Raw genomic sequence first — 24,331 nt, forward strand, 5'->3', positions numbered from 1 at the left:
TTGACAGATCGGAGGCCGGATCGGGTATCGTCCGGACGCGCCAGGGACTTCCACCCACGCAAAAAACAGAGGCGACGCTGAGGCTCCGGCGAACGTCCGACGCCCCTTACGGGGCGGCCATCAGCGGAGGATGGAAACGATGGACGGCAAGGCTCAGGCGACACCGGTCGAGGCGCCGTATCCGCCCCTTCGCTACGCCTGGTACGTCATCGGCGTCCTGTTCGTCGCGACCCTGCTGTCGCAGCTGGACCGGCAGTTGCCAGCGCTGCTGGTTCGCCCCATCCGCGCCGAGTTCGGCATCTCGGACACGGCCTTCAGCTTCCTGCAGGGCTATGCCTTCGCCCTGTTCTACACCTTCGCGGGTCTGCCCTTCGGCTGGCTGATCGACCGCACGATCAGGCGCAACCTGATCATCATCGGCATGGTGGTGTGGAGCGTCATGACGGTGCTCTCCGGCTTCGCCCAGACCTATGAGCATCTGGTGATGACGCGGATGGGCGTCGGCATCGGCGAGGCCGTGCTCGCGCCCGCCGCCTATTCCATGATCGCCGACTATGTCGCGCCGGACAGGCGCGGCCGGGCGTTCAGCGTCTACTATCTGGCCCTGGCCATCGGCTCGGGCGCGTCGCTCGTCCTCGGCGCCTTGATCGCCCACATCGTTCCCGACGCCGGACTGACACTGCCCTGGGTCGGAGCCATGGCGCAATGGCGGCTGACCTTCCTGGTCGCGGGAGCGCCGGGTCTGTTGCTGGCCCTGCTGCTGCTGACCATCCGCGAGCCTGTCCGGCGCGATACAGCCGCGGCCCTGCTGTCGAGGGCGGGCGCCGGCTGGGCCGATTTCTTCTCCCATCTCAAACGGCATTTCGCGACCTTCTCGCGCGTGCTGCTCTATCCCGGCGTCATCGCGGTCATCGGCTACGGCAACCTGGCCTGGGCGCCCGCCTTCTTTGACCGGCGCTTCGATATCCCGACCAAGACCTCGGGTCTGATCATCGGCGGCCTGGTCGCCGGGGGCGGGTTGGTCGGCACGCTGTTGAGCGGCTGGATCAGCGACCGGTGGGCGGCGAAGGGCGTGCCGGCCGCGCGCTTGCGGATGGCGGCCATGGCCTGGGTGCTGGTCCTGCCGACCGTTTGCCTGTGGTCGCTGGCCCCCGCGCCGTGGATGAGCTTCGCCCTGCTGACCATCGTCGTGACCGGGTTTGGCATGGCCCAGGCGGCGGCGCCCACCGCCGTTCAGGAGATCACGCCCAACCGGATGCGCGGCAAGGCGGTCGCGGTCTATCTGCTGATCGGCGGGCTGCTGGGTATAGGCTTCGGGCCCATGTCGATCGCCCTGGTCACCGACCATGTGTTCAAGAGCGACGACGGTCTTCCGTACGCCCTGGCGCTTGTAGGAGGCCCGACGGCCCTGCTGGGGCTGTGGCTGACCTGGTCCGGGCTCAAGCCGTATCAGCGTACGGTCGAGGCCCTGAGACGCGAAGCGGGGCAACCATGAGGTCGGTGCATTCCGGCGGGATGCGATAGCATGCAGGCCTTGTTGAGTACGCGTGTCGGCGGCCCGGACGCCCTGGAGTTGCTGGACGCGCCCGAACCGGCACCGGGGCCGGGGCAGGTCGCGATTGCCGTCCATGCCTGCGGCGTGAACTTCCCGGACACGCTCGTCATCGAGGACAAGTATCAACTGAAGCCGCAACGTCCCTTCTCGCCCGGGAGCGAGCTCTCGGGCGTGGTCAAGTCCGTCGGTGACGGCGTGGACTTTCCGAAGGTCGGTGATCGCGTCTCGGCGTCGCTTCCGTTCGGGGCGATGGCTGAGGTCGTTCTTGTCCCGGCCAACCGGTGCGCGGTCATCCCCGACGCCATGCCGTTCGACGAGGCGGCGGCGTTTCAGGTCACCTACGGCACGGTCTACTACGCCCTGTGCGGCCGGGCCGGGATCAGGGCGGGGGAGACGCTGCTCGTGCTCGGCGCGGGCGGCGGCATCGGACTGGCGTCCGTCGAACTGGGCAAGGCGCTGGGCGCGCGGGTCATCGCCTGCGCCTCCTCGCCCGAAAAGCTCGAGATGGCCCGTGAGCTGGGGGCTGACGCCCTCATCCAGTATCCGCAGGACGCCGGGGGCGCGGATCAGGGCAGGGCGTTCACCGAACAGATCCGGTCCGCCTGCGGCCAGGGCGGGGTGGATGTGGTCGTTGACCCGGTCGGCGGGGCCTATGCGCAACCGGCGCTCAGATCGCTGGCCTGGGAGGGTCGACATCTCGTCATCGGGTTCGCGGCGGGCATTCCCTCGATCCCGCTGAACCTGACGCTGCTGAAGGGCTGTTCGATCATCGGCGTCTTCTGGGGCGCGCACATGGCTCGCGACCCGGACAAGGGCTCCGAGGACATGCGCGCGCTGCTGGCGCTGTATTCACAGGGCAAGATCCGGCCGCGGGTTTCGGCCCGCTACCCACTGGCCGAAGGCGGTGAGGCGATCCGGCAGCTGTCCTCGCGCGGCGCCTGGGGCAAGATCGTCGTCGAAGTGGTTCCCAAGGCCGCCGGATGACCAGGCTCGCGGGCCGCCGCGCCATCGTGACCGGCGCCTCGAAGGGACTGGGGCGCCGGGTCGTGGAGGCCTTGCTGGCAGAAGGCGCCAGTGTTGCGGCTCTGGCCCGCCCCGGCGCCGAGCTGGAGAGCCTCGCGGGCGTGATCGGAGACCGGGGCGGCGTCATCGCCTGCGACATCCGCTCGGCGCCCTCGGTCGCGACGGCCGTGGCGGCGGCCGCGAAACGTCTCGGCGGGATCGACATCCTCATCAACAACGCCGCCATGTGCGGCCTCGGCCGTATCGAGGAAGCCGTGGACCATCTCGTGGTCGCCGAGGTCGAGACCAATCTGCTGGGCGTCATCTGGTGTGCGCGCGAGGCGATCCCCCATCTGCGCGCATCGGGACGGGGTCACATCGTCAGCGTGACGTCGGAGGCGGTCAATCAGTCGCCGGCCTTCCTCGGCGTCTACAGCGCGACCAAGGCCGCCGTTGAAGCGCTGTCGGGAAGCGTGAGGCGCGAGGTTCGCGGCGACGGGATCCGCGTCAGCATCCTGCGCGTCGGTCGTATGACCGAAAGTTCGTTGCAGCAGGCCTGGGACCCCGAGGTGCGTGAGCGGTTTCTAGAGTCCGTTCGGGCCAGCGGCATCGGCGAGGACAATGGTCAGGCCATGGCGCCCGAAACGGCGGCGCGGGCGCTGATCGACCTTCTGTGCCTGCCCGAAGACAGCCGTGTCGATCTTGTCGTTCTGCGCGGCCGCTGAGCCTGGCATGAAAGTTCTGGAGGAATGTGATGAAGCTGGTGACCCTCCGCACGCCCACAGGCGGGCATCCCGGCGTGTTCGTCGGCGACCAGATCCTCGATCTCGTCCTGGCCGCCGAGGCCATACCCGCGGCAAGACTGCTGCCATCGACCTGGCTCGGGATTCTGGCGGCGGAGGATGAGGGAACGGATCTGGTGCGCCGGATCATCGATCGGGCCTCCGCCGTCTCGGCTCAACTTGTCGACAGCGGCGCCCTCGCGCCTGCGACCGGCGCGAAGCTGATGGCGCCCATCCCGCGTCCCGGCCTGATGCTGTCCTGCGGCACCAACTACCGCGCCCATCTGGCGGAGTTCGGGTCTCCCATGCCGAAACGGCCGGGCGTCTTCATCAAATACAGCGGGTCGGTGATCGGGACGGGCGAGGCGATCGTCCTGCCGCGCGCCTATCCGGATCTGGTGGACTACGAGGCGGAGTTCTGTTTCGTCTTCGGCAAGGCCTGCCATCAGGTCAGCGAGGCCGAGGCGATGGACCATGTGCTCGGCTACACCCTGACCAACGACGTCTCCGCACGAGACTGGGCGATGGATGTCCGCAAGGCGGAGAACGCGACCGAGGCCAACCAGGCGGTGATGTCGAACACGCTCGGCAAGTCGTTTCCGACCTTCGCGCCGCTGGGTCCAACCATCGTCACGAAGGATGAGATGCCGGACCCGCACGCGGTGAAGTTCCAGAGCGTGCTGAACGGCGAGGTGATGCAGAACGGGGATACGGCCGACTTCATCTTCCCGATCCCGTGGCTGATCGCCGAATATTCGAAACATTTCCAGTTCCGGCCCGGCGACGTCGTGACGACGGGTTCGCCCCCGGGCGTGGGGCTGGCGCGCAAACCGCCGGTCCTGCTGCGCGACGGCGGGGTGATCGAGATCCGCAACGAACAGATCGGCTCCCTGATCAACCCCGTCGTCGCCGGCTGACTATGCAGCCGCTGCGGCCTTGCCCATGTCGAGTTTGAGCAGGGCGATGGCGTTTCCGCTGCGGATCTTCTCACGGTCGGCGTCCGACAGATCGATGCCGTCGGTGAGGTCGCCATAGTCATAGGCCCCGCCGAAGTTGGTGCCGTAGAGCAGCTGATCGGCGCCCACGACCTCGGCGACCGCGCGGCGCAGGGCAGGGTGGTGGACGTCCAGGTCGAAGTAGAAATTCTTCATGTAATCCATGACCGGGCGCTGATTCTTCGCGTCGGGCGCCATGACGCCGTTGAGCTCCGAGAGTCGCCCCAGCTGGAACACGGCCATGCCGCCCGCGTGGGTGATGTAGGTCTTCAGGGTCGGGAAGGCGTCAAGGGCGCCGCCGCAGATCAGGTACCAGAAGAACAGGGTCTCATCGACGCAGTCGCCGACGATCGAGGTGGTCTCGAACCGGTCCTCGTGGTGCCGCTCGCCCAGATAGATCGACTGGTTAAAGCCGTGGACCATGATCGGCACGTCGAGTTCGGCCAGCTTGGCCCAGACCGGAAAGAGACGTTCGTCATAGGTCTGGATGCCGTCGAAATTGGTGCCGCCGACGCACAGCCCCTTCGCGCCGAGGACGCGGACGGCCCGGTCGATCTCCTCGACCGCCGCTTCGGGGTCGGCGAGGTTGGCGTGGGCCCAGAAGTCGAACTTGTCGGGCATGACACGGCAGAAGGCCGACAGCTCGTCGTTGCAGATCCTCGCGTACTCGGTCCCGAACTCGCCGGCCCAGTACATGAAGGCGTGGGACGGTGTGGACAGCACCAGCTTGTCGACCCCGCGCTGGGCCATGACCTCCAGCCGCGCCGCATGGGTCATCCGCGCCAGCAGATTGGCCTCCGCCTCGGCGTCGTTGGCGGCCTTGGCCGGCTGTCTGGTGCCCAGCGAGAAATGCCCGACGGTCAGGCCCTGGGGCTTCATGAACGGTCCCCAGAACGGGTGCCGGTTCAGCATGCCGGGCGTGAAGAGGTGTGCGTGGACGTCGATCAGCATCGGTTTCCTCGTTGTCTGTTATTAGATTGATATTCTCATCTTCGAATGATCTGTGGCAAGTCTCGATCGCGCGATGAGAGGCGTGATCCAGGACGAGGGGAAGCCTGCGATGTCGCAGAACCAGGTTGAGCACGGCGGTCGCCTGCTGTTGGGAGCGGGAATCGTCGGGTCGGCCTTCTGCCTGCGTCTGGTGTTCGCCAGCCTGTCGGTCCGGTTGCCGGAGGTCGTGCGCGCGACGGGGCTTGAGCCCTGGCAGGTCGGGCTTCTGACGACCCTGCCCGTGCTCTGCCTCGGACTGTGTGCGCCCCTGGCGCCGGGAGTGGCGAGGCGGTGGGGAGCCGAACCCAGTCTGTTTGGCGCGCTGGCGCTGATCGCGCTGGGAACCGGCCTTCGCGCGCTCGGACCGGTTTGGGCGCTGTTCGGGTTCTCGATCCTGACCGGCGCGGCCATCGCCACGGCCAATGTTCTGCTACCAACCCTTGTGAAGCGCGATTTCGAGGATCGGACGGCGTTGTTGACCGGCGCCTATGTCACCGCGATCTCGGGAGGCGCAGCGCTGGCGGCCGCCGTCACCGTGCCATTGGAAGGTCTGCTGGGGGGCGGCTGGCGCATTGGCCTGTCGATGTGGGCGATCCCGGTTCTGGCGGCGCTGATCCTGTGGTCGCCGCAAATCCGCAAGGCCACTCGGTCTGGCGGGGTCGTCCTGCCGGTTGTCGGCCTGTGGCGCGACCCTCTGGCGTGGAGCGTCGCCCTGTTCATGGGGTTGCAGTCCGCTCTTGCGTTCAGCGTGCTGGGCTGGCTGGCTCCGATCCTGAGGGAGCGGGGACTGGACGCGGCGACCGCCGGGCTGGTGCTGTCCGTTCTCATCGTTGTCCAGTTGGCGACCTCCCTTACGGTCCCGTCGATCGCCACGCGGCGACCGGGCCAGCGGCTGATCGCGGTCGGGCTCTCGATCGCGGCGACAGTGGGATTGCTCGGGCTGTTGCTGGCGCCCCTGTCGGGCGTCTGGCTCTGGGCCGTGATCCAGGGGCTGGCGCAGGGCGGTCTGTTCTCGCTGGCGCTGACCATGGTCTTGCTGCGTTCGCCGGACAGTCACGTCGCGTCGCACATGTCGAGCATGGCCCAGAGTGTCGGCTATATCCCCGCAGCCATGGCGCCGCTGGGTGTCGGCGTGCTGCACCAATGGACCGGCGGCTTCGGCGCCGTGGGCGGTCTGGTGGCTGTGATCGGCCTCGGGCTGGTCGTCACCGGCCTGTCGGCGGGCAGGGCGACGGTGGTCACGGCGAGGGCGGCCAGCCTTTCCGCGCTGAAGGCGGCGTGACTGCGATGGAATTCGAAGAGGTCTCGATGCGGTTCAAGGACAGGGTCGCCGTCGTCACGGGCGGGGGCGGGGGGATTGGCCGGATGACGGCGCTTTTGCTGGCTCGTGAGGGCGCGGTCGTCGCCGTCAACGATCTGGACAAGGCCGCCGCCGACGCTGTGGTCGCCGAGATCGAGACCTTGGGCGGCGCGGCCCTCGCCATTGCGGGCGACGCCGCTGACGAGAGCGTCGCGAACAACGCGGCTGAACAGGTTCTGGGCGTTTTTGGCCACATCGACATTCTGGTCAACAACGCCGGGATTTCGGTGGTCGCGCCGGCCGAGGACTTCATCGCCTGGGACCGGGTGATCCGCACCAATCTGTATTCGCAATTCTTCTGGTCCAGGGCCGTGGCCAGGACGGCGATGATCCCTTCGCAACGAGGCGCGATCGTCAATGTCGCGTCGATCGCGGGGCTGGCCGCCGTGCCCAACCAGATCGGCTATGTCGTCTCAAAGCACGGGGTCGTGGGTCTGACCCGCTCGCTGGCGGTCGAGTGGGGGCGGTACGGAATCCGGGTCAACTGCGTCTGCCCGGGCATCACCGCGACCGATCTGACGACCGGTTCCGGCGGCATGGATCCGGAACGGCTCAAGGCGCGGGTCGGTCGGGTCCCACTGGGGCGAATGGGAACGGCGGGCGAACAGGCGGAGAGCATCGCCTTCCTCGCATCGGACGAAGCGTCCTATCTGAGCGGGGTGATCCTGAACAATGACGGGGGCCAGCTGGCGCTGCATTCCGGCGTCATGATGTGACCGGTGGTGATCAGGCCAGGTAGTCGAGCACACGTTTCGCGACCAGACGACCGGGACCGCCCGACACGCCGCCGCCGGGATGAATTCCCGCGCCGCCTAGGAAGAAGCCGGGCGCCAGGGGCGCTGGCCCTCCGAGGCCGAAGGCGGGTCGCTTTGCGCCGGTGCGCTGGGCACCGAAATCGACATGGGTGACGCAGCCCTTCGTCAGTCCGGTGCGCGCCTCGCGGTCCGGGCAGGTCTCGAACCAGCGGCCCAGTTCGCCGTCGAAGCCTTCGTAGTATTCGTCCGCCCGTGCGATGATGGCCTGGGCCGTCGGGTTCCTTGCGGCATCCCAGCCCTCGTTCACATCGACCGGGAAAACCGGCAGATAGATATAGGCGACGCCCTGGCCGTCGGGAGCCATCGACGGGTCCCAGTTGGTCATCGGCGAGAGGGAGAAGACCGGCCGGGCCGGAACCTGACCGCGCCGGGCCTGAACCAGCGCCGCCCTCAGTTCATCCGCCGTTCCGATCAGCCCGACCGCCTGGTTCAGATCGACGCCGTCTGTGCGCTCGTGACGCTTCAGACGGAAGGGCTTCGACGAGGCGACGTTGATCAGCGACGGCCCGACGTTGGCCCGGTGCGCCGGCGCATACTCCAGCCGGGTGCGGGTGACCCGGTCCAGCCCATCCGGCGTGGCCAGCCGTGCGGCTGTGACCGGATCACAGGTTGCGATCACGATCCCGGCCTCGAGGGTACGGCCGTCGGTCAGGCGCACGCCCCGTGCGGCGCCGTCCCGAATGACGATCTCCGCGACCTCGGCGTTCAGCATCAGATCGCCGCCCGAGGCGGCGTAGGCCCCCAGCAATGCGTCGGCGAACATGCGCATGCCGCCGACCGCCTTGGAGACTCCGACCCGGTGCAGCAGGCCGAAAAGCGCGTAGGCGATGCCGTTGCCGTCAGTGTCGAAGGGACCGGCTCCGGCGACGATGCCCAGCAACAGGGCCTGTGTCGCAGGATGCTCGAACCATTCGGCGGCCAACTGGTCGGCCGGAGCGGTGCTGATCAGCTGCAGTTTCGTTTTCAGCGCCCGATTGCGGATCGCGACTTTCGCCAGGTCGAGATAATTTCCCGCCGTCCGGACGCCCGGATCGCCCTTGCCCATGGCGCTCGCGAACTGCATCAGACCGTCGATCAGGTCGACGAATTCCAGATAGGCCTTGGCGTCCGCCTTCGAATAGCGCGCGATGTCTTCGGCGGTTCGGCGCGGGTCGCGAAACACGGCGATCGATCCACCCTCGGGATTGAGCCAGGCGTACATCGGATCGGTCTCGACCGTCTTCCAGCCGTAGCTGCGCAGATCGAGTTCCTGCATCACCGGTGAGGCGCGGATATGGATCAACTCGGCCGTACCGGTGTTGATCATGTGATCGGGTGCTTCGGGTATCACGTGATCGGACTGCGACAGGCCGCCGGCCATGGAGGCCTGTTCGACGACCAGAACCCGCTTGCCGGCCTTGCCGAGATAGGCGCCGGCGATCAGGCCATTGTGGCCGCCGCCGACGATGATGACGTCATAGGGGGCAGTCATCTCAGGCGTCGATGAAGTAGCGGATCGACAGGGTTCCGTCGCCGAAGTCGTAAAGCTCCATCGTCTCGATCACGACGCCGGCCGCGTCGATGTGGTTGCGGTGATGGCAGGCGGCCTCGTGACCGTTGATCACCGCCTTGACCGCCTCCAGCCGCATGCGGGCGTTATGGTCGGCCCACATGGTCTCGAGGATAGCCCAGGCGTCGCGCCGGGGCTTGCCGACATAGTCGATGGTCAGGCCATCGCGTCCGAACTCGCGATAGAAGGCGAAGAAGGCCTCGCGGTCGTGGGCGTTCCATGCGTCGAGCTGGCCGTGCAGGAAGCGCTCGATCTCGGATCTGGCGAGGGTCATGCGATGTCCGACCCCCGGACGTTGCGCGACGTTCCGTTCCGGCGGTCGGTCTCGCCCCAGCCCAGCCAGTGCGACGGCTCGCGCGTATCGCCGACGCGGCGCCAGCGGCCCTCCTGTTGCGCGGTGATCGGGAAGCCGCCGAGGAAGCTGACCATTCGCCCCTTGGGATCGGGCAGGAACTCCCACTCCTCGCTGTCGTCGAGGACGATCCGGGCCGTGTCGCAAAAATAGTCGCCGTCGGGATGATGTGACACGCCCTCGATCTTGGTGGTGGTGCGGATCTCGCCCTTCTCGTTCTGGAAGATGGCGTAGCCGAGCATGTCGTGGCCGACGCAGAAGGATCCCACGTCGAAGGTTCCGTCGGCATAGACGGTGGCGAAGTTCCACCAGATCACATGCATGCCGTTGTTGACGATCAGGTCCTTCTTGTAATGGATGGCTCCGCCCTCTGCGAGATAGGCTTGGTCGAGGGAGATCACGCCCTTGACCTGGTGACCGTCGCAGACGCCCGTCACCTCATAGATCTGGGCGGTATAGAAGGTGCCCCAGTCGACGCCGGGCAGATACCACTGCATGCCGACGCCCAGCAGCTTGCCGCTGATCTCGAATAGGCCGTCCTCCGTCCAGGTGAACCGTTCGGCCGAGGCCGTCACGCGCCAGGCGTTGCCCGCGTCGCTGTCGGGCGAGCGCCACACGACCGTGTCGCCTTCCAGCGTCTGGACAGGCAGGGCGGTCTGGGCCTGGGCCGCCATGCGCGGCTTGTCCATGACCAAGGTGTCTTCGCCCAGCCGCGTGGACTGATAGAAGAAGGTGGTCGGATTGGGTGTTCCGGTCGGGGCCATCAGGGCGCGAACCGGGGCGTAGAGGTGACCCTCGGCGTCTCGTAGCACGCCGTAGGGCATGGTCTTGTTCATCACCAGGCCGAAGAAGCCGCGGGTGTCGTTCATCGCCTCGGCGCTGACCTCCATCGGCGCGACCAGCACCTGATAGTTGAAGTCAGCTCGCGGCATCGTCCGGCTGAACGTGCGCATATCCTGAACAGTTTCCCTATTTTTGTTTAGTAGAACCCGAGAACGCTCAGCCGTCCAGCAGGGAATCCCGACGCGCTGTCCGGGCGGCGTTGAGGAAGCACAGCACCGCCACGACGTTCAGCGACATCCCGGTCATGATGGCCCAGCGCAGCGAGTTCGGGCCGCCGTAGACATCGCTGAGCACGCCCACGAGAAAGGGACCGAGTCCCGTCCCGACGACCGTCGCGACAGTCTGCAGCGTGGCCACCACGACGCCTCGCATGCGTGGGCGTAACAGGCTCAGCACCAGGGCGTTGGCCGGACCGTTGTGGGCCAGCATGAAGCCGCACCACAGGCACATCATGGCCACCGCGACGACCGCACTGCCGGACATCGCAGCGGCGATCCCGCAGATGACGACGCCGGTCATGGTCGTGGCGCTGAGCAGGGCGAGACGCTCAGGGCGGTGGCCCTGTTTCGAGTTGGACAGCCGGTCGCCCATCAATCCCGCGATCAACGGAATGATGATGCCGAACACCGAGAAGGCCGCAGCGATCGATACGCCTGCGAGCGCCAGCGGCATGTGGTGAACCCGAACCAGGAACGACACCGACCACAGGGCGAAGGCTGAACTCATCGCCGCGGCCAGCACGATCCCGGCCATCATGCTGAGGATGGCGGGGCGGTGGATCACATAGGCGAGGGCCTCGCCAAGTTTGGCGGCCTTTTCTTCCGGCTCGGCGGCGGCAACCGGACTGGATTCAGGCGTGTCCGGAGCAACGATTTCGGATCCGCCGCGGCGGGGTTCGCGAACCACCAGAAACAGGATCAGGCCCATCGCCAGACCGGGGGCGCCCGCGACGAGGAACACCGTCCGCCAGCCGAAGGACTGGGCCAGGAAGCCGCCGACCAGAAAGATGATACCGGTTCCGATCGCCGAGCTCAGATACCAGATGCCGATGGCGGTCGAGCGCTGTTTGGGCGGAAAATAGTCCGAGACCATCGACATGGCCGTGGGCGCCCCGCCGGACTCTGCGATGCCGACGCCCATCCGGGCCAGCAGAAGATGAAGGTAGGAGTTGGCCGAGGCGCAGACCGCCGTCATCAGGCTCCAGAGCGCCAGAATACCGACCAGCATGTTCCGCCGGTTCACGCGGTCAACGAGGTAGCCCATCGGGATGGCGGCCAGCGCGAAGGCGAGGGCGTACCCCAGGCTTCCCAGCATTCCCATCTGGCTGTCATTGAGGCCGAACTCCTGCCGGATGGGTTCGACGACGACCGACAGGACATTGCGGTCGATGTGATGGGTTGAGTGCACGGCCGTCAAGACGGCCAGCACCAGCCAACGATAGTGGCTCCCCCTGGGTTTCGCGGGCGCGATCGCCAACGTCTCCGACATCAGCCGAGCCCTCCGAGATACTGAGCCAGATCATGGCTGTGAGGTTGATGGGCCAGCGAGCCGCCGTTGCAGACGATGGTCTCGCCATTGATGAAGCCCGCGTCTTCGGACGCCAGGAAGGCGACGACGGCGGCCACGTCTTCAGGCTTTCCGAGGCGGGGGGTCAGGACGTGGTTCTGGATCATCTCGATCAGCTCCGGCACGCCCGCCTGTGAGGCCTCGGTCAGGATGAGGCCGGGGGCGACCGCGTTGCAGCGGATGCCGCGGCGACCGTATTGGGTGGCGATGAACCGCGTCAGGGCGATGACGCCGGCCTTCGAGGTTCCGTAGGCGATCCGCGACAGGTCACCGACCAGGCCCGAGCCTGAAGCCGTGTTGATGATCGCGCCGCCGCCTGTCTCCAGCATCGCCGGGACGGCGTATTTGCAACCCGCCAGATAGCCGCGCAGGTTGACCGCCATGACCCGATCCCAGGTCTCGAAGCTGATATCGACCGCGGTGGTGTCCTCGCGCTGGATTTGCGGCGTCGTGATGGCCGCGTTGTTCAGCAGGATGTCGAGCCGACCGAACCGAGAGACCGTGGTCGCGATCAGGGCTTCCACCGTCTCCGCCTGCTCGGCGTCGTAGAATGCGGCCATCGCGCCATGGCCGATCCCGGCCGCGACCGCCTCGGCGCGATCGAGGTCCAGGTCGGCGATGACGGTGGTCGCGCCCTCGGACGTCAGGCGACGGGCCGTCGCCGAGCCGATCCCGCCCGCGCCGCCCGTGATGATCGCGATCTTGCCTTCCAGCCGTCTCATGGCGTCACTCGGGTCCGTAGAAGTTGTTCAGGAATTCGCTCTGATAGACGATCCGCTCACGCCGGAGCCGACGCGAGTGCAGCGGGTTTTCATCGTCGTCCATGGCGGACAGAACGATGGTTGGGCCGTCATCCAGATGCGCCAGCGCGGCCTCGGCGACATCCTGCGCGGCGGTCAGCGGCACGAGGTCTGGCGACAGGTTATTCTTCGCGAAGACGGTCCGCAGCTTGGGCGTATCGGTCGCGCCGATCAGCACGTTCAGGACGTCGACGCCTTTCGGCTTCAGTTCGCGCCACAGACTTTCGCCGAGATTCAGCGCATAGCCCTTGGTCGCAGAATAGAGCGCCAGCCGGCCGGTGCCCTGGAAGGCCGCCTCGGAGCCTATGAGGATAATCCCCCCGCGTCCCCGCTCGACGAAGGCGGTCGCAAACCGGTGGCAGGCGTCGGTCAGCATGTCGATGTTGCGCTGGAGCAGTTGGCGCCATTCGGCGTAGGGCTTGGCCAGAAACGGCCCGCCGACACTGTCGCCCCCGGCGTTGAAGATCACCAGGCCGAGGTCGAGTCCCTGCGCGCCGGCCTGCAGTCGAGCGGCCGCGTCAGGCGCCGTGAGGTCGAGAGAGCAGACGCGGGTTTCCACGCCGAAGGTGTCCTGCAACGTGGTCGCCAGCACCTCGAGCTTCTCTGTCCTGCGAGCCACAAGGATGAGGTTGCACCCTTTCGCCGCCGCCAGGATCGCAAGCTCGGCGCCCGTGCCTTCCGAGGCGCCGGACACCAGAACCCAGGGGCCGTATTTCGAGACAAACCTCGGATCACGGCGGCTGTCGTCAGTCATATTTTGTCCTTCATCGGTCCGCCAGCGCCCTGCAAAAGAGCTCCGCTCCCGACCCTTGCGGTTCGGGAGCGGGAGGCGGGGTGGTGGGGTCAAAGCGTGCGGCGGATCTCGAAGCCGAAGGTCCGCGGATCGCCGTAAAGCCGCGAGTCGAAGCCGAAGCGGCTGGTCCGGTCGGTGGTGTTGAGGATGTAGTCCTCGTCGGTCGCGTTCTTGACGTAGACGCCCAGGTCGACGTCACTGCCGCCGACGTTCTTCCAGTCGATCCGGGCGTCGACCAAGCCATAGCCCGGGGCGATATTGCCGGGGGTGGTCAGGTTGTCGTCCGAGAAGGCGACCTCGCTGATGTAGGCATAACTGACGTTGGCGACCAACTCGCCTGTCGGCAGCGGATGCCGCCAGGTCGCCGAGATGTTGACCGTGTCTTCCGGCGCCTGGGCGAACTTGTTGCCCGTGACGTCGCCCAGAAGGGCGTTCTGGAAGCTGTCGTATTGGGTATGCAGATAGCCGTAGGACGCCTGGATCGTCAGCGGTTCGATGGGCCGGGCCAGAAGTTCGATCTGGGCGCCGTAGATCGTGGCCTCGGCGGCGTTGAAATTTCCGGTCACGATCAGATTGTCGAAGACCAGCGAAGTCGTCCTCTGGATGTCCTTGTACCGGGCGTAGAAGGCCGAGACGTTGGTCCGGATCGGCATGCCGGCCAGGCTCCAGTCGGCCTTGAGACCGGTTTCGTAGTCGGTGATGAATTCCGGCCGCACGACCTCGAGATCAGGGTCGTTGATGTTGGGGTTGAAACCGCCGGCGTTGTAGCCCTTGCGCGTGGTCGCATAGATCAGAAGGTCGTCGGTCGCCTTGAAATCCAGGGACAGATTGTAGGTCACGGCATCGGTCTTGGCCGCGATCGACTGGATGCAGGTCGAGATGTTCACGCTGGGAAGAGCGGCGGGAAGGTTGCAGACGTGTCCAGGGCTGTAGCCGAACTGGGCCGTCTTCACGTCGTCCTCGGTGTAGCGAACCCCCGCGGTCAGGTTCAGGCGTTCGGTCAGGGCGTAAGTGCCCTGGGCGTAAACCGCCCTTGAGTCCGTGGTCGTGTTGCCGCCGGTCTGCTGGGTCGTATTGTTGTTGTGCGGCGTGCCGACCGGAGCGAACAGCAGATAAGAGTTGAAGTTGTCGACGTCGCTGTTGGACGAGTAGAGACCCGCAACCCAGGTCAAACGTTCCGAAAAGGCGTTGCCGAGCATTTGCAGTTCGTGGGTCTGAAGGCTGGTCTCGTTTTCATTGAGGCCGATGATGACCGGCAACGGGATCGAGAGCTGGCTTGTGAACTGACGGTCCTCGTTGTGCTGATAGCCGGCGATGTATTTGACCGTGAGGCCACCGAAATGTCCGGTCATCACATTGGTCAGCTGCCACGGCGAGGCCGTCTGGCTGGCGTTCAGCGGGATGGAAACGGTGCGGATGCCCCGCGCCCGTTGGGCGGCCAGTTCCGTGGCGTAGGCGGCGCCATAAATGCACGACGGCAGGGCCGTCGGGCAGACCGGCGTGCCGGCGCCGGCGCCGCTGATCTGGGCGTAGGGCGTGTCGTCACGGTGGGCGTAGTTGAAGGTGGTGTAGTTGCTGAAGGCGTCGTTCGGCGTGAACAGCGCCGAAACGCGCAGCGACCGGTGGTCCAGCGCCTGAAGATCCGGACCGGTCAGGTTGTCGATGATCCCGTCGCGCAGCGTCACCTGGGCGCCGAACCGCAGGGCGAACATGTCGTTGACCGGCAGGTTCACGACCGCCGTGCCTTCACGCAGATTGAAGCTGCCGAAACGGCCTTCGACATAGCCGTCGATGTCGCGGCCGGGCATTCTGGGTACGAACAGGACGGCGCCGCCGGTGCTGTTCTTGCCGAACAAGGTCCCCTGCGGTCCGGACACGGCCTGGATCGATGACAGGTCCCACAGCATCTGGTCGGCGAGGACGCCATTGACCGGGACTTCATTCAGATAGCTGACCACCCCCGTGCGGACGCCTCTCAGAGAGAACTGCTGCGTCCCGCCGAAGATGCTCACGCCCACATTGAGGGTGGGGACCAGTTTCTGAAGATCCGTTCCGGTGGTGATCGTGTGATTTTCCAGCTCTTCGGATGAGATGCCGGTGACGCTCAGCGGGACGTCCTGAAGGCGTTCCTCGGACCGCCGGGCGACCACCACGACGTCATCGAGTTGCGCCGCCTGTTCCTCTTTGGGCGCCGAGGTCTGGGCGTGGGCGATGTCCAGGCCGAGGATGGACGGGCCTGAGACAAGCGCAAGCGCGCTCGCTCCCGCGAGCAGAAGGTGTCTAGCCATGGTTTCCCCCTAAGGAAATGATGTTGGCCAGCTCAGGACAGTCTACGCCATCCTTGATATCGGAGCTGGCTTGAAGTCAGTGCCGTACGCGTAATCTGTCGCGACTGTCTCGCCGGAAGCGATCCCTGACGCGAATACCCGGAAAAGTGCTTCTGGGCCCGATCAATACTCTGAGCCTGAAAGGAGATTGATCCTGCAAGAAATGTAAGTCAAGTGACTTAACATTAGTCGGAGAGATGGGCCGCCTCCGCCTTGACGCCGCGTTTCCTGTCGAGATCGGCCATGTTGATATATTCCCGCCACCGGACGATCAGACCGTCGTCGTCCAGCTCGTAGATGGCGATCATCTGATGCGGACACGGACGCCCGACCAGTACCGCCCAGTCGGACCGTTCCTGGATGACCACATGCCGGTTCGAGACAGCATGGACGGTGTTGCACCGATTGTGGCCGGAGTAGGCGATCTGTCGATTGATCTCGGCCCTTAGGGCGTCGCGGCCCTTCACCAGAGGGCCGCCAGGGACCCACAGGCGCCACTCCGCGTCGGGCGCCATCATGGCGACGATGCGATCGACGTCGGGCCGACTGGCGGGCGTGCCGTCGCCCCAGGCGTCGCAGAACGCCTCGATCAGGGCTTGTTCGGGCCCCTGCGGCGGATGCAGGGCGATCCTCAGTCCCGATCCATCGGTCGCTTCGGGAATGGGCGGTCGCTGATCGAGAGAGGCGCTCGTGGGCCTGTCCTCGAGACCCGAGAGGGCGTCCGGAGGCACGCCGGCCTGACGTGCGAAATCGAGCCCGTCGAAATAGTCGCGCCAGGCGGTGATCTGGCCCGCCTCGTTGAATTCGAATGCGCCGGCGATCCAGCGGTCAATCGGTCGATCACCGCGGACAAAGCGGTCTCGTCGTTCCGCGATGACCATGTCGTTGCTTGAGGCGATGAGCAAAACCTCACTGCGGACGTCGACGATGCGGGCGGCCTGCCGCTCCAGCTCGGCGCGGATGGCGATCTTGCCGATGAGGGTCGGACCGTCCGGCATGTAGAGCGTCCAGCGGGCTTCGTCGGCGAACCCGGCGAGAATCCGCTCGATATCCGGGCCGTCTTCGTCGCACCAACCCGCCAGCATGTCGCGAACGACGCCTTCCTGGATCGCGCCCATCGCTCAGAACTCCGTGGCTGCGGCCGGCTTGTGCCGGGGGATCAGATAGTCGAGCTGAAGCTGGGCGAAGGGCAGGGGCGCCGTCATGCCGCCGTCGCACTTGTAGAGCCCGCCGTTCATGAAGGCCGCCTCGTCGGACGCGAGATACGCGGCCAGGTTGGCGATGTCTTCGGGTTGGCCGAGGCGCGGCGCGTTCTGCAGCTTCATGAAGGCGGCATGCATCTCGGCGCTGGCCCAGGCCTTCATCGCCGGGGTCTCGATCACGCCGGGGATCACCGCGTTGCAGCGGATCCCCTGCTTGCCGTAGTTGGTGGCGATCGTCTTGACGTACCAGTTCACCATCGCCTTGGACGCGCCATAGGAAAACTGGGCGACGTCGCCGCCCAGCGAACTCGTGGAGGAGGTGAAAAGAATGCAGCCGCTGCCGCGCTCGAGCATGTGGGGCAGGGCGTATTTCGAGGCGAGCACACCGCCCAGCACATTGACCTGGACGATCTCGTGAAAGACCGCGGCGTCGAACTCCAGGAAGTCGACGTCCCGCTTGCGCTTCCCGGCCGCCGTGTTGACGGCGTTGTTGAACAGGATGTCCAGCCTGCCGAGTTCGCCGATGGTGCGATCGACCATGTCCTTGAGGGCCAGATCATCCGAGACATCGACGGCGAAGCCGACGGCTTTGCCGCCCGCCGCATGGATCTCCTCGGCGACGGCCTCGGCGGTGTCGCCGAGGATGTCGGTCACCGCGACCGCCGCGCCCTCCGCAGCGAACTTCAGCGCAGAGGCGCGGCCGATCCCCGATCCTGCCCCTGTGATTACGGCGGTCTTGCCGGTCAGACGTGTCATGCAATTCTTCCGTTCACAGGGGAGATGAGGCCGTTTTCGAGGGAGGGGCTATTCGAACTTCTTGCCGTCCATGACGCTCTGGATCGGTGATTCACCCGGCTGGGGCCGCGCCGCGCGCTCGGCCCAGTAGGTCCTGAGCTGGCTGTCGGGATCGGAGACCACGGTCGGATGGACGTCGTAGATGAAGGTCTCGCGCGTTTGCGGCGTATAGGCCGGCCAGGCGGGGGCGCCCGGGATCGACGGGTTTCCGGTGCGGGCGAAGGCGGCGAAGGTCGCGCTCATAAGACGCGCCATCGCATCCTGGTCGGGACCCGCGCCGACCAGACCGGCCGAAACGTCGACGTTGTCGAAGATGAAGGGCAGTTCGACCGCGTGCGGCGACCTCAGCTTGCCGCCCAGCACCGGCGAGTTCCAGTCGATCTTGTACATGTAGACCGGTGCGGCCCGCTGGGCATACTTGCGCTCCGCCAGGGTGATCGAGCTCGAGGTGAACATCATGTCGGTCATGATGCTGGTGTAGAGATGCATCGGCCGGTCGTTCGGCGCCTGGGCGCGATAGAGGGCGATGGTGTTGGCCGCTTCCTGGGGGCCGACCATGCCGCCGACACGGGTCACCAGATCCTCCTCGGTCATCGTCTGCCAGGTCGGGTCGCTGAGAACGACGTTGGTGGCCTCGTCCTTGGTTGAGCCGACCATGATCGGGACATTGGCCGACAGCGGCGAACCGACGGGATCGAAGGGATTGGTGGGCAGGGTCTCGCCATCGACTGCGGGCATATAGGCGAGCAGTCCGGCGCGGGCTCCCGCCCGCATCAGCGTGTCCGTGGGCAGGGCGCGCAAGCCCGCAACATCGCCAATCTGTAGTCCGAGCTGGGTGTAGAGCTTGTCTCGCGTGGCGGTAGCGGCTTCCACCGTGCCGACCTTCACGGCCGCGCCGCTTTCGATGATGGCCTTGGCGAACAGCCCCTGGGCCGCCGGCATGGCAAGCAGGGTGCTGACTTTGGAGCCGCCGCCGGACTGGCCGAAGATGGTGACATTGTCCGGGTCGCCGCCGAACTGGGCGATGTTCGCCTTGACCCATTTCAGAGCCGCCACGATGTCGAGCATCCCGGCAAGGTTGGAGTCGGCGTATTCGGGCCCGGCCTCCGGGCCGAGCTGAAGATAGCCGAACACGTTCAGGCGGTGGTTCAGCGTGACCACGACCACGTCCTGGCCCCGCGAGAGGTTGCTGCCCTCGTAGTATTTGTCGCCGCCGCTGCCGAGGAAGAAGCCCCCGCCGTGCAGCCAGACCATAACCGGCCGTTTGGCGTTGTCGGCGACGGCGGGCGTCCAGACGTTCAGAACCAGACAGTCTTCGCTGGTCGGCAGGTCGGAGAAGGACAGCACGCTGGCCATTTCAGGCGGCATGTTCACAGGCGGTTGCGGGCAGCGATCGCCCATCCGGTCCGCGACCCTCACCCCGCCCCAGGACGGCGGCGGAGCCGGCGGCAGGAAGCGGTTGGCCCCGCCTGTGTCCGCGCCATAGTGGATGCCCAGGAAGGACAGGACGCCTCGCGAGGGCACGCCCTGAAGCTGGCCTTCGGCAGTGGTCACGATCGGCGGCGCGGCTTCCTGGGCGCGGGCCGGGGACGGTGGCAGGGCTACGGCGAGCACGGTGGCGAAAAGGACGGCGGCCGATGCGGACGCGGCCCCGGTGAAGGCGAAGAGATGAGACATGCCGAACCTGTTCCGGAAGGCCGCTCGCGGCCTCGTTGCTGGAGTCCGTTCAGGGCCAGGCGTGCGGAATCGGCATGGCCGAGCGCGCCGCGAAGCGGGTGAGAACGGTGATGACTGCGTTTCCACTCCCGAGCGTTCGGCGATGCGCCGAGCGGCTCTTTTTTCGAGGTCTGATCACCCGGCGGCCTGGGCGGCCTTCGGACAAAACGCCCCGATGCATCTGAGGTCCAGCTCCCATATAAGTCAAGCGACTTAAGTTGGGATTTGCAAAATTTCGGTACAATCTTTGGCTGATCGTCCGCTTTTATTTTCCCTGTGGCTGAGGCAAGAACCCGGGATGGCGAGACTTTTCCAGGAGTACCCGAAAACCGCTCGCAAACTGATGCTGGCCGCCGAACGCCTGTACGGTCAGCACGGTCTGGATGGCGTCTCGCTGCGCCAGCTCGCGACGGCCGCGGGCCAGGCCAACAATTATGTCGTCCAGCATCATTTCGGCTCCAAGCTCGGCCTGATCCAGGCCGTGTCGGAGATGCGGCTCCCCGCGATGGAGAGCCACCGCCAGACGTTGCTGGACGCCGCGCGCGCAGAGAACGACTTCAGCGTCGCCCGGATGCTGAGCTGCTTGTTCTCGCCGCTGGTGACGGTGCTGGAGGCGCAGGACATGAAGGACTACGCCCGGTTCACCTTGGCCGTCATGCATCTGGATCCCGAACAGCATCCCTTTGTGCGCTCGACCGATATTTCACCCGCGTCGACCGAAATCCGGAGCAAGCTGAACGAAAGTCTGTCGCATCTGGGACCGGACGTCTTCCGTCGTCGCCTCGCGCTCAGCGCCAGTGTTTTTCTGAACGGCATTTCGGAGCTGGGCGGAAAGCTGAAGCTGTCGCCCACGGGCTATGTGAGTAATGACCAGTACTGCAGCGACGTGTTCGAAGCGGCGCTCGCTGTTTTGACAAGCCCGTTTTCAACAACCCCCCGCGCCGATTTCTGCAAGCCGGACGGCGGTTGATCGGTCATGCAAAACGCCGCCCTGCGCAGGCAGGACGGCGTTGCGTGCAGCCGGATGGCGTTCAGGTCTGTCGGGGCGCCTGGCAGGTCCAGTTCGCGGCGTCATAGACCGCGTTGGGCGTGCCGGCCTTCGAACGGTCGAACACAGCGACTTCGGGATAACGGCACAGCATGAAGTCTCGCGACGCGCCGGTCGGCGGCGGCACGAGGACGCCCGACACGGTCCGCGTGCCGGGATCGGCGAACAGCAACTGCTGGCGATCCGTTCCGCGGTGAGCGACGACCGGACCGGGAGCCTCGCCCTTCTCGACCCAGTTGATCAGGGTCGTCATGAGCATGTCGGGCGCGTCGCCTGGACCCGTGCCCGAACCGCAGTGGCCCATGCCGGGGACACGATAGAAGCTGGCGAAGGTGCGCAGATCATCCATGCCCCCGACAGAGGCCGCGGCGTCCTTGTAGTACTGCTCCATTTCCGTATCGATACAGCAGGGATCGCTGACGCCGTTCCACATCAGAACCTTGCCGCCGTTGGCATGATAGGCGGCGAGGTTGGCGCTGTAGGGCCAGCCGAAGTCGAGCTTTTTGGTCGCCTCCCACCAACGGTCGATGGTCGCCTGATCGTTCAGGTCCATCTTCATCACGTCGAAGTCGGGGCCGAACAGGACCTTGGCCAGCGAACTGCCGATGATGTAGCCGGGTGAGGATCGCATCATGTTCTGGGGTGTGGAGGCGTCCGACCATGGCGGCGGCACCTGGCCCATGAACCCGGCCCAGACGCTCATGTTCGAGATCGGGAAACCGACCTTGATCTGGCCCGACGGACTGCGCGGCCCGGCGACGATCGACTTGATGCTCTTGAGTTCGGGCTGGGTCAGGCAGTCGGGTTTGTCACCGTCCGCGCAGGCGAGCGTGTCGAAGTCGAAGTGGCATTTGGTGTGGTCCTGGATGATCTCGTCCTTCGCGCCGTCTATCTCGTCGCAAGCGGCCGTGACCCTGGCGTCCAGCATGGCGAACTTGGCGGGCGAGACCCAGGAGCCGGGTTCGCGAGCCATCTGCTGGGCGGCGTTGATGAAGGCCAGCATGGTCGCCGAACTGCGCCCCCCCGGCGCGCCGAGCAGGACCCCGTCATAGTCTTCAGGATGCCGCTCGATGGCCTCGGTCGTCATCCGCCCACCGCCGGAGCAGCCGGAGGTATAGCGATAGAAGGCCTGGCCGCCGTAGTAGGCGCGCGTGATCTGCTGCGTCGCCACGGCCGTGACGTGGGCGCCCCGATCGATGTGGTCGCGGGCCTTGGCGGGGTCGGCCAGGAAGCTCCAGTCGAGGATGTCGCCGGTGTGGCCGGTGTCGGTGCCGGCCACCGCGAAACCCTGGACCAGCGGATTGCCCGCCGGGATCTGGGAGTCGGACGGGACATAGCCGGCGGCTCCGCCCATGCCGATGAAGTAATAGCGGTTCTGCCAGTTGGAGTCGGGCAGCTGGAGCCGGAAATTGACCCTGTTCGGGCCCGGATTGGTGGTGGTGATATAGCCCTCGATCCGACAGTGCGGCAGGGGCGCCGCCGTCGGGGTCGCCGAGGTGATCACGGTGTCGGCCGGCGCCATCGCCTGGATCGCGGCGGTTTCGCACGTCCCCGCCGAGGCGGTCGATGCATGGAATAACATCAGCGCTCCGACGGCGCCGCCGCACGCCAGCAGCCTGGATTTCATAGATAGACTCACGATTGTCCTCCCTGGACGTTGTGGTCCTGCGCCCCTCTATCGGGGTCGTCGGGACAGAAAGCGCGCCGATAGATCGACTTTGGAATCTCAGGTGACGATGACCCGCGCTGAGGCGAGGTTCTCGAGTTGGCGTCGCGCCGTCGGGTCGCCGTCACGGTTCAGACGCACCCGGCAGGTGACGAAATAGACGCCGGGCTTGTCGAACGTGACGATGGTCGAGAGCGTGAGTTCGGTCTGACCGGGCGCGACCTCGGCCTTGAGCGCGAAGGCCCCGCTGGCGTCGAGATCCCATTGGGCCTGGGTGAAGGTCCCTGCGCCGGCCGGCGCTTCGGCGTGGGCCGTTAATGTCACGCTTTCCCCGACCTTCGCATCGGTCCGGAGTGCGCCGTTGGCCGTGACCTCGACGACAGGCTGGACGCCGCCGCGCGCCTTTGCGGAGCGGGGCAGGGTGACCTTGCCGTCCGAGAACTCATAGGTCGTTTCGGCCGGTGCAACGCCCTGCTCAACCCATGCCGCCAGATCGACGAGGCCTTGTTCGATGACGGGCATGTAGTCGATGAGCCACGTCGTGGTCGCGCGTTTGGGATTGGTCGGCAGCAGCATCGGCGGGACGTGTTCGGCGTTCTGGGTCCACTGCAGGCGGAATTTCTCCCGCGCCTTTTCGGGCCCCTGGGCCTCCTCGACGGCCCGCTTGTAGATGACCCCTTGTGGCGGCCACAGCGACGCGTCGTGCGTGTGGTGCACCCACAGCAGCTTGCCTTCGTACTGGCCTGAATACGGCACCCCCATCAGGGGCGACTGCACCGGCACGCCGTGCTGCGGATAGATGGGCTGGCCATCGACCCGCAGGAAATCGTTCAGCGGGTCTTCGGAAATGTGGTGCCGATAGGCGTAGCAGAAGGCGAGGAAGGCATGGTTGTCGAGGTGGACGGTGTCGCCGACCTCGACGCCCCGGAATCTCAGAATATTGGCGTCCGCGCGCCCGTCGCAGAACCAGATGTCGCCGACGGCGCGGGTGCAGAACAACTGTCGACCGGCCACGGCGCCGCTTTTGATGAGGACGCCGCAACCGGTGCTGTAGCCTCCTTTCAGCCCCTTGACCTCAATCGCGACGGGCAGGTCCCAGGCGCCGCTGCTTGAGGCCATCAGCATGACCATGGCCTTGGAGTCGGCGTACTCCGCTCCGGCGAACTCCTCGCCCATCAAATCCTGGGCGGTGATGATGCGCGTGATCGGCAGGGTGACGTCAATCAGGTCATCGCTGACCACTTCCGGACGGTCGTTTCCGATGTATCCGGGCCGGGTCCAGAAATTCGCGAAATAGTCGGCGTCTTCTTCCAAAAGCATGCTCGCGATCGAGCACCATAGCCAGATCTGGCCCATGGGTTTGGCGATCATGAACTCGTCGCCGCGCGGATAGCCGAGCCGGTAGAGGTTCGCCAATTCCTCGCGCTCGTGCTGGGTCAGGCCGGCGAAGGGATCGCCGCTGCCGCCCGGGGCCATGGCGTCGATGACGCCGTCCAGCTTGCTTCCGCGGAGCAGGCGCTGGACGTTGAACATGCTTCCGAACGAGAAGGGCTGTTCGCTCCGCACGCGGGAATTCGTTCCGTGGGGCTCGACGTTGCCTCCGCCCATGAAGGGCAGGGCGCCGTCGTAGACGCCATCGCAGTATTCGAGGCAGAGCGGCGATCGCCGCCCGCCACCGCTGCCGCCCCAGACGTAGCTGTAGTCGGGTTCTCGGCCGAAAACCTGTTTGCAGATGTATTTGGAAAAGCGGGCGCTCTCGACACTGGCGCGGTAGCCGTAGAGGCCAGGATCGATCCCGGCGCGAGGGTCGATGTCGTCGCCGATGTGGCCCGAGTTCGACTCGACCATGTAGCCGCCCAGCTTGACCATCATGTCGAGCCCGCCGAGCAGGGCGCCCATGGCGCCGGCGAAAGCTTCCTCATGACCTGCGTGGGCGCCTTCCAGCGGGTGGTACATCCGACCGCCCCATTCGTCCTCGGCGGGGAAGTAGAAGGTGAAGCGGGTGTCGGTGTTCTCGAACCCGCCGTGCACATTGCGATGGGGGTAGGGCTTCTCGCGCCACTCGTCCCGGTCGATGTAGGGGGCTCCGAAATAGCTGTCCCGCACGGCGTAGCCGCGGGTGTCCAGCGGCGTCTTATCGACCACGTCCAGCATAGGCGTTCTTCCCAATGTGTG

20 protein-coding genes are annotated in these 24,331 nt (G+C 66.0%); 7 read left to right on the plus strand and 13 right to left on the minus strand.

Translation table 11 applies throughout. The features are described from left to right. The first annotated feature begins 139 nt into the window (after window positions 1–139). Genes ACW172_RS15070 through ACW172_RS15085 form a run of 4 tightly spaced genes read left to right on the plus strand, consistent with a single transcriptional unit; the run spans window position 140 to window position 4,256 of the window. A complete protein-coding gene (locus ACW172_RS15070; protein WP_492032252.1) occupies window positions 140–1,495 on the plus strand; it encodes an MFS transporter in 1,356 nt (451 codons plus the stop codon). Window positions 1,496–1,525: 30 nt separating this feature from the next. Further along, window positions 1,526–2,539 carry an NADPH:quinone oxidoreductase family protein gene (locus ACW172_RS15075; protein WP_492032253.1) on the plus strand — a complete coding sequence of 338 codons (1,014 nt, stop codon included), beginning with the start codon at window positions 1,526–1,528 and terminating at the stop codon, window positions 2,537–2,539. Next, window positions 2,536–3,282, plus strand: coding sequence for an SDR family oxidoreductase (locus ACW172_RS15080; protein WP_492032254.1), 747 nt, complete (start codon window positions 2,536–2,538; stop codon window positions 3,280–3,282). The genes ACW172_RS15075 and ACW172_RS15080 overlap by 4 nt, the downstream gene beginning before the upstream one ends. 29 nt (window positions 3,283–3,311) lie before the next feature. Beyond that, window positions 3,312–4,256 (plus strand): fumarylacetoacetate hydrolase family protein, encoded by a 945-nt coding sequence (locus ACW172_RS15085; protein ID WP_492032255.1) that lies wholly within the window; start codon window positions 3,312–3,314, stop codon window positions 4,254–4,256. Here ACW172_RS15085 and ACW172_RS15090 read toward each other — a convergent pair whose 3' ends face one another. Then, window positions 4,257–5,285, minus strand: coding sequence for an amidohydrolase family protein (locus ACW172_RS15090; RefSeq protein WP_492032256.1), 1,029 nt, complete (start codon window positions 5,283–5,285; stop codon window positions 4,257–4,259). A 109-nt stretch (window positions 5,286–5,394) separates the two neighbouring features. Between ACW172_RS15090 and ACW172_RS15095 the strand changes: the two genes are divergently transcribed. Then, a complete protein-coding gene (locus tag ACW172_RS15095; protein WP_492032257.1) occupies window positions 5,395–6,606 on the plus strand; it encodes a CynX/NimT family MFS transporter in 1,212 nt (403 codons plus the stop codon). Window positions 6,607–6,611: 5 nt separating this feature from the next. Beyond that, the gene (locus ACW172_RS15100) at window positions 6,612–7,400 is read left to right on the plus strand and encodes an SDR family NAD(P)-dependent oxidoreductase (RefSeq protein WP_492034990.1); all 789 of its coding nucleotides are present in this window, start codon (window positions 6,612–6,614) and stop codon (window positions 7,398–7,400) included. A 10-nt stretch (window positions 7,401–7,410) separates the two neighbouring features. On the opposite strand, the gene ACW172_RS15105 is transcribed toward ACW172_RS15100, so the two are convergent. From ACW172_RS15105 to ACW172_RS15150, 10 genes are all read right to left on the minus strand, one after another. Continuing rightward, window positions 7,411–8,970 (minus strand): phytoene desaturase family protein, encoded by a 1,560-nt coding sequence (locus tag ACW172_RS15105; protein ID WP_492032258.1) that lies wholly within the window; start codon window positions 8,968–8,970, stop codon window positions 7,411–7,413. A 1-nt stretch (window position 8,971) separates the two neighbouring features. Further along, complete coding sequence (locus ACW172_RS15110; RefSeq protein WP_492032259.1) at window positions 8,972–9,322, minus strand: nuclear transport factor 2 family protein; 351 nt, start codon at window positions 9,320–9,322, stop codon at window positions 8,972–8,974. After that, complete coding sequence (locus ACW172_RS15115) at window positions 9,319–10,353, minus strand: hypothetical protein (protein WP_492032260.1); 1,035 nt, start codon at window positions 10,351–10,353, stop codon at window positions 9,319–9,321. The genes ACW172_RS15110 and ACW172_RS15115 overlap by 4 nt, the downstream gene beginning before the upstream one ends. A gap of 46 nt (window positions 10,354–10,399) precedes the next feature. Then, complete coding sequence (locus ACW172_RS15120; protein ID WP_492032261.1) at window positions 10,400–11,731, minus strand: spinster family MFS transporter; 1,332 nt, start codon at window positions 11,729–11,731, stop codon at window positions 10,400–10,402. Next, the gene (locus ACW172_RS15125; protein ID WP_492032262.1) at window positions 11,731–12,531 is read right to left on the minus strand and encodes an SDR family NAD(P)-dependent oxidoreductase; all 801 of its coding nucleotides are present in this window, start codon (window positions 12,529–12,531) and stop codon (window positions 11,731–11,733) included. The genes ACW172_RS15120 and ACW172_RS15125 overlap by 1 nt, the downstream gene beginning before the upstream one ends. A gap of 4 nt (window positions 12,532–12,535) precedes the next feature. Then, window positions 12,536–13,303 carry an SDR family NAD(P)-dependent oxidoreductase gene (locus tag ACW172_RS15130; protein WP_492032263.1) on the minus strand — a complete coding sequence of 256 codons (768 nt, stop codon included), beginning with the start codon at window positions 13,301–13,303 and terminating at the stop codon, window positions 12,536–12,538. Between the two features lie 149 nt (window positions 13,304–13,452). Continuing rightward, a complete protein-coding gene (locus ACW172_RS15135; RefSeq protein ID WP_492032264.1) occupies window positions 13,453–15,690 on the minus strand; it encodes a TonB-dependent receptor in 2,238 nt (745 codons plus the stop codon). A gap of 224 nt (window positions 15,691–15,914) precedes the next feature. Then, window positions 15,915–16,847, minus strand: a complete 933-nt coding sequence (locus ACW172_RS15140) for a nuclear transport factor 2 family protein (RefSeq protein ID WP_492032265.1) — start codon at window positions 16,845–16,847, stop codon at window positions 15,915–15,917. 3 nt (window positions 16,848–16,850) lie between these two features. Beyond that, window positions 16,851–17,687: an SDR family NAD(P)-dependent oxidoreductase gene (locus ACW172_RS15145; protein ID WP_492032266.1), complete on the minus strand. Its 837-nt coding sequence runs from the start codon at window positions 17,685–17,687 to the stop codon at window positions 16,851–16,853. Between the two features lie 48 nt (window positions 17,688–17,735). Next, entirely contained in the window at window positions 17,736–19,403 is a 1,668-nt protein-coding gene (locus ACW172_RS15150) for a carboxylesterase/lipase family protein (RefSeq protein WP_492032267.1), read from the minus strand. A 337-nt stretch (window positions 19,404–19,740) separates the two neighbouring features. Between ACW172_RS15150 and ACW172_RS15155 the strand changes: the two genes are divergently transcribed. Further along, complete coding sequence (locus tag ACW172_RS15155; protein ID WP_492032268.1) at window positions 19,741–20,412, plus strand: TetR/AcrR family transcriptional regulator; 672 nt, start codon at window positions 19,741–19,743, stop codon at window positions 20,410–20,412. Between the two features lie 61 nt (window positions 20,413–20,473). Here the strand turns inward: ACW172_RS15155 and ACW172_RS15160 are convergent, their stop codons facing one another. Further along, window positions 20,474–22,072 (minus strand): tannase/feruloyl esterase family alpha/beta hydrolase, encoded by a 1,599-nt coding sequence (locus ACW172_RS15160; RefSeq protein WP_492032269.1) that lies wholly within the window; start codon window positions 22,070–22,072, stop codon window positions 20,474–20,476. Window positions 22,073–22,216: 144 nt separating this feature from the next. Beyond that, window positions 22,217–24,310, minus strand: a complete 2,094-nt coding sequence (locus ACW172_RS15165; RefSeq protein WP_492032270.1) for a hypothetical protein — start codon at window positions 24,308–24,310, stop codon at window positions 22,217–22,219. Between the last annotated feature and the right edge of the window lie 21 nt (window positions 24,311–24,331).

The organism is Brevundimonas sp. ALps5 (assembly GCF_058681645.1).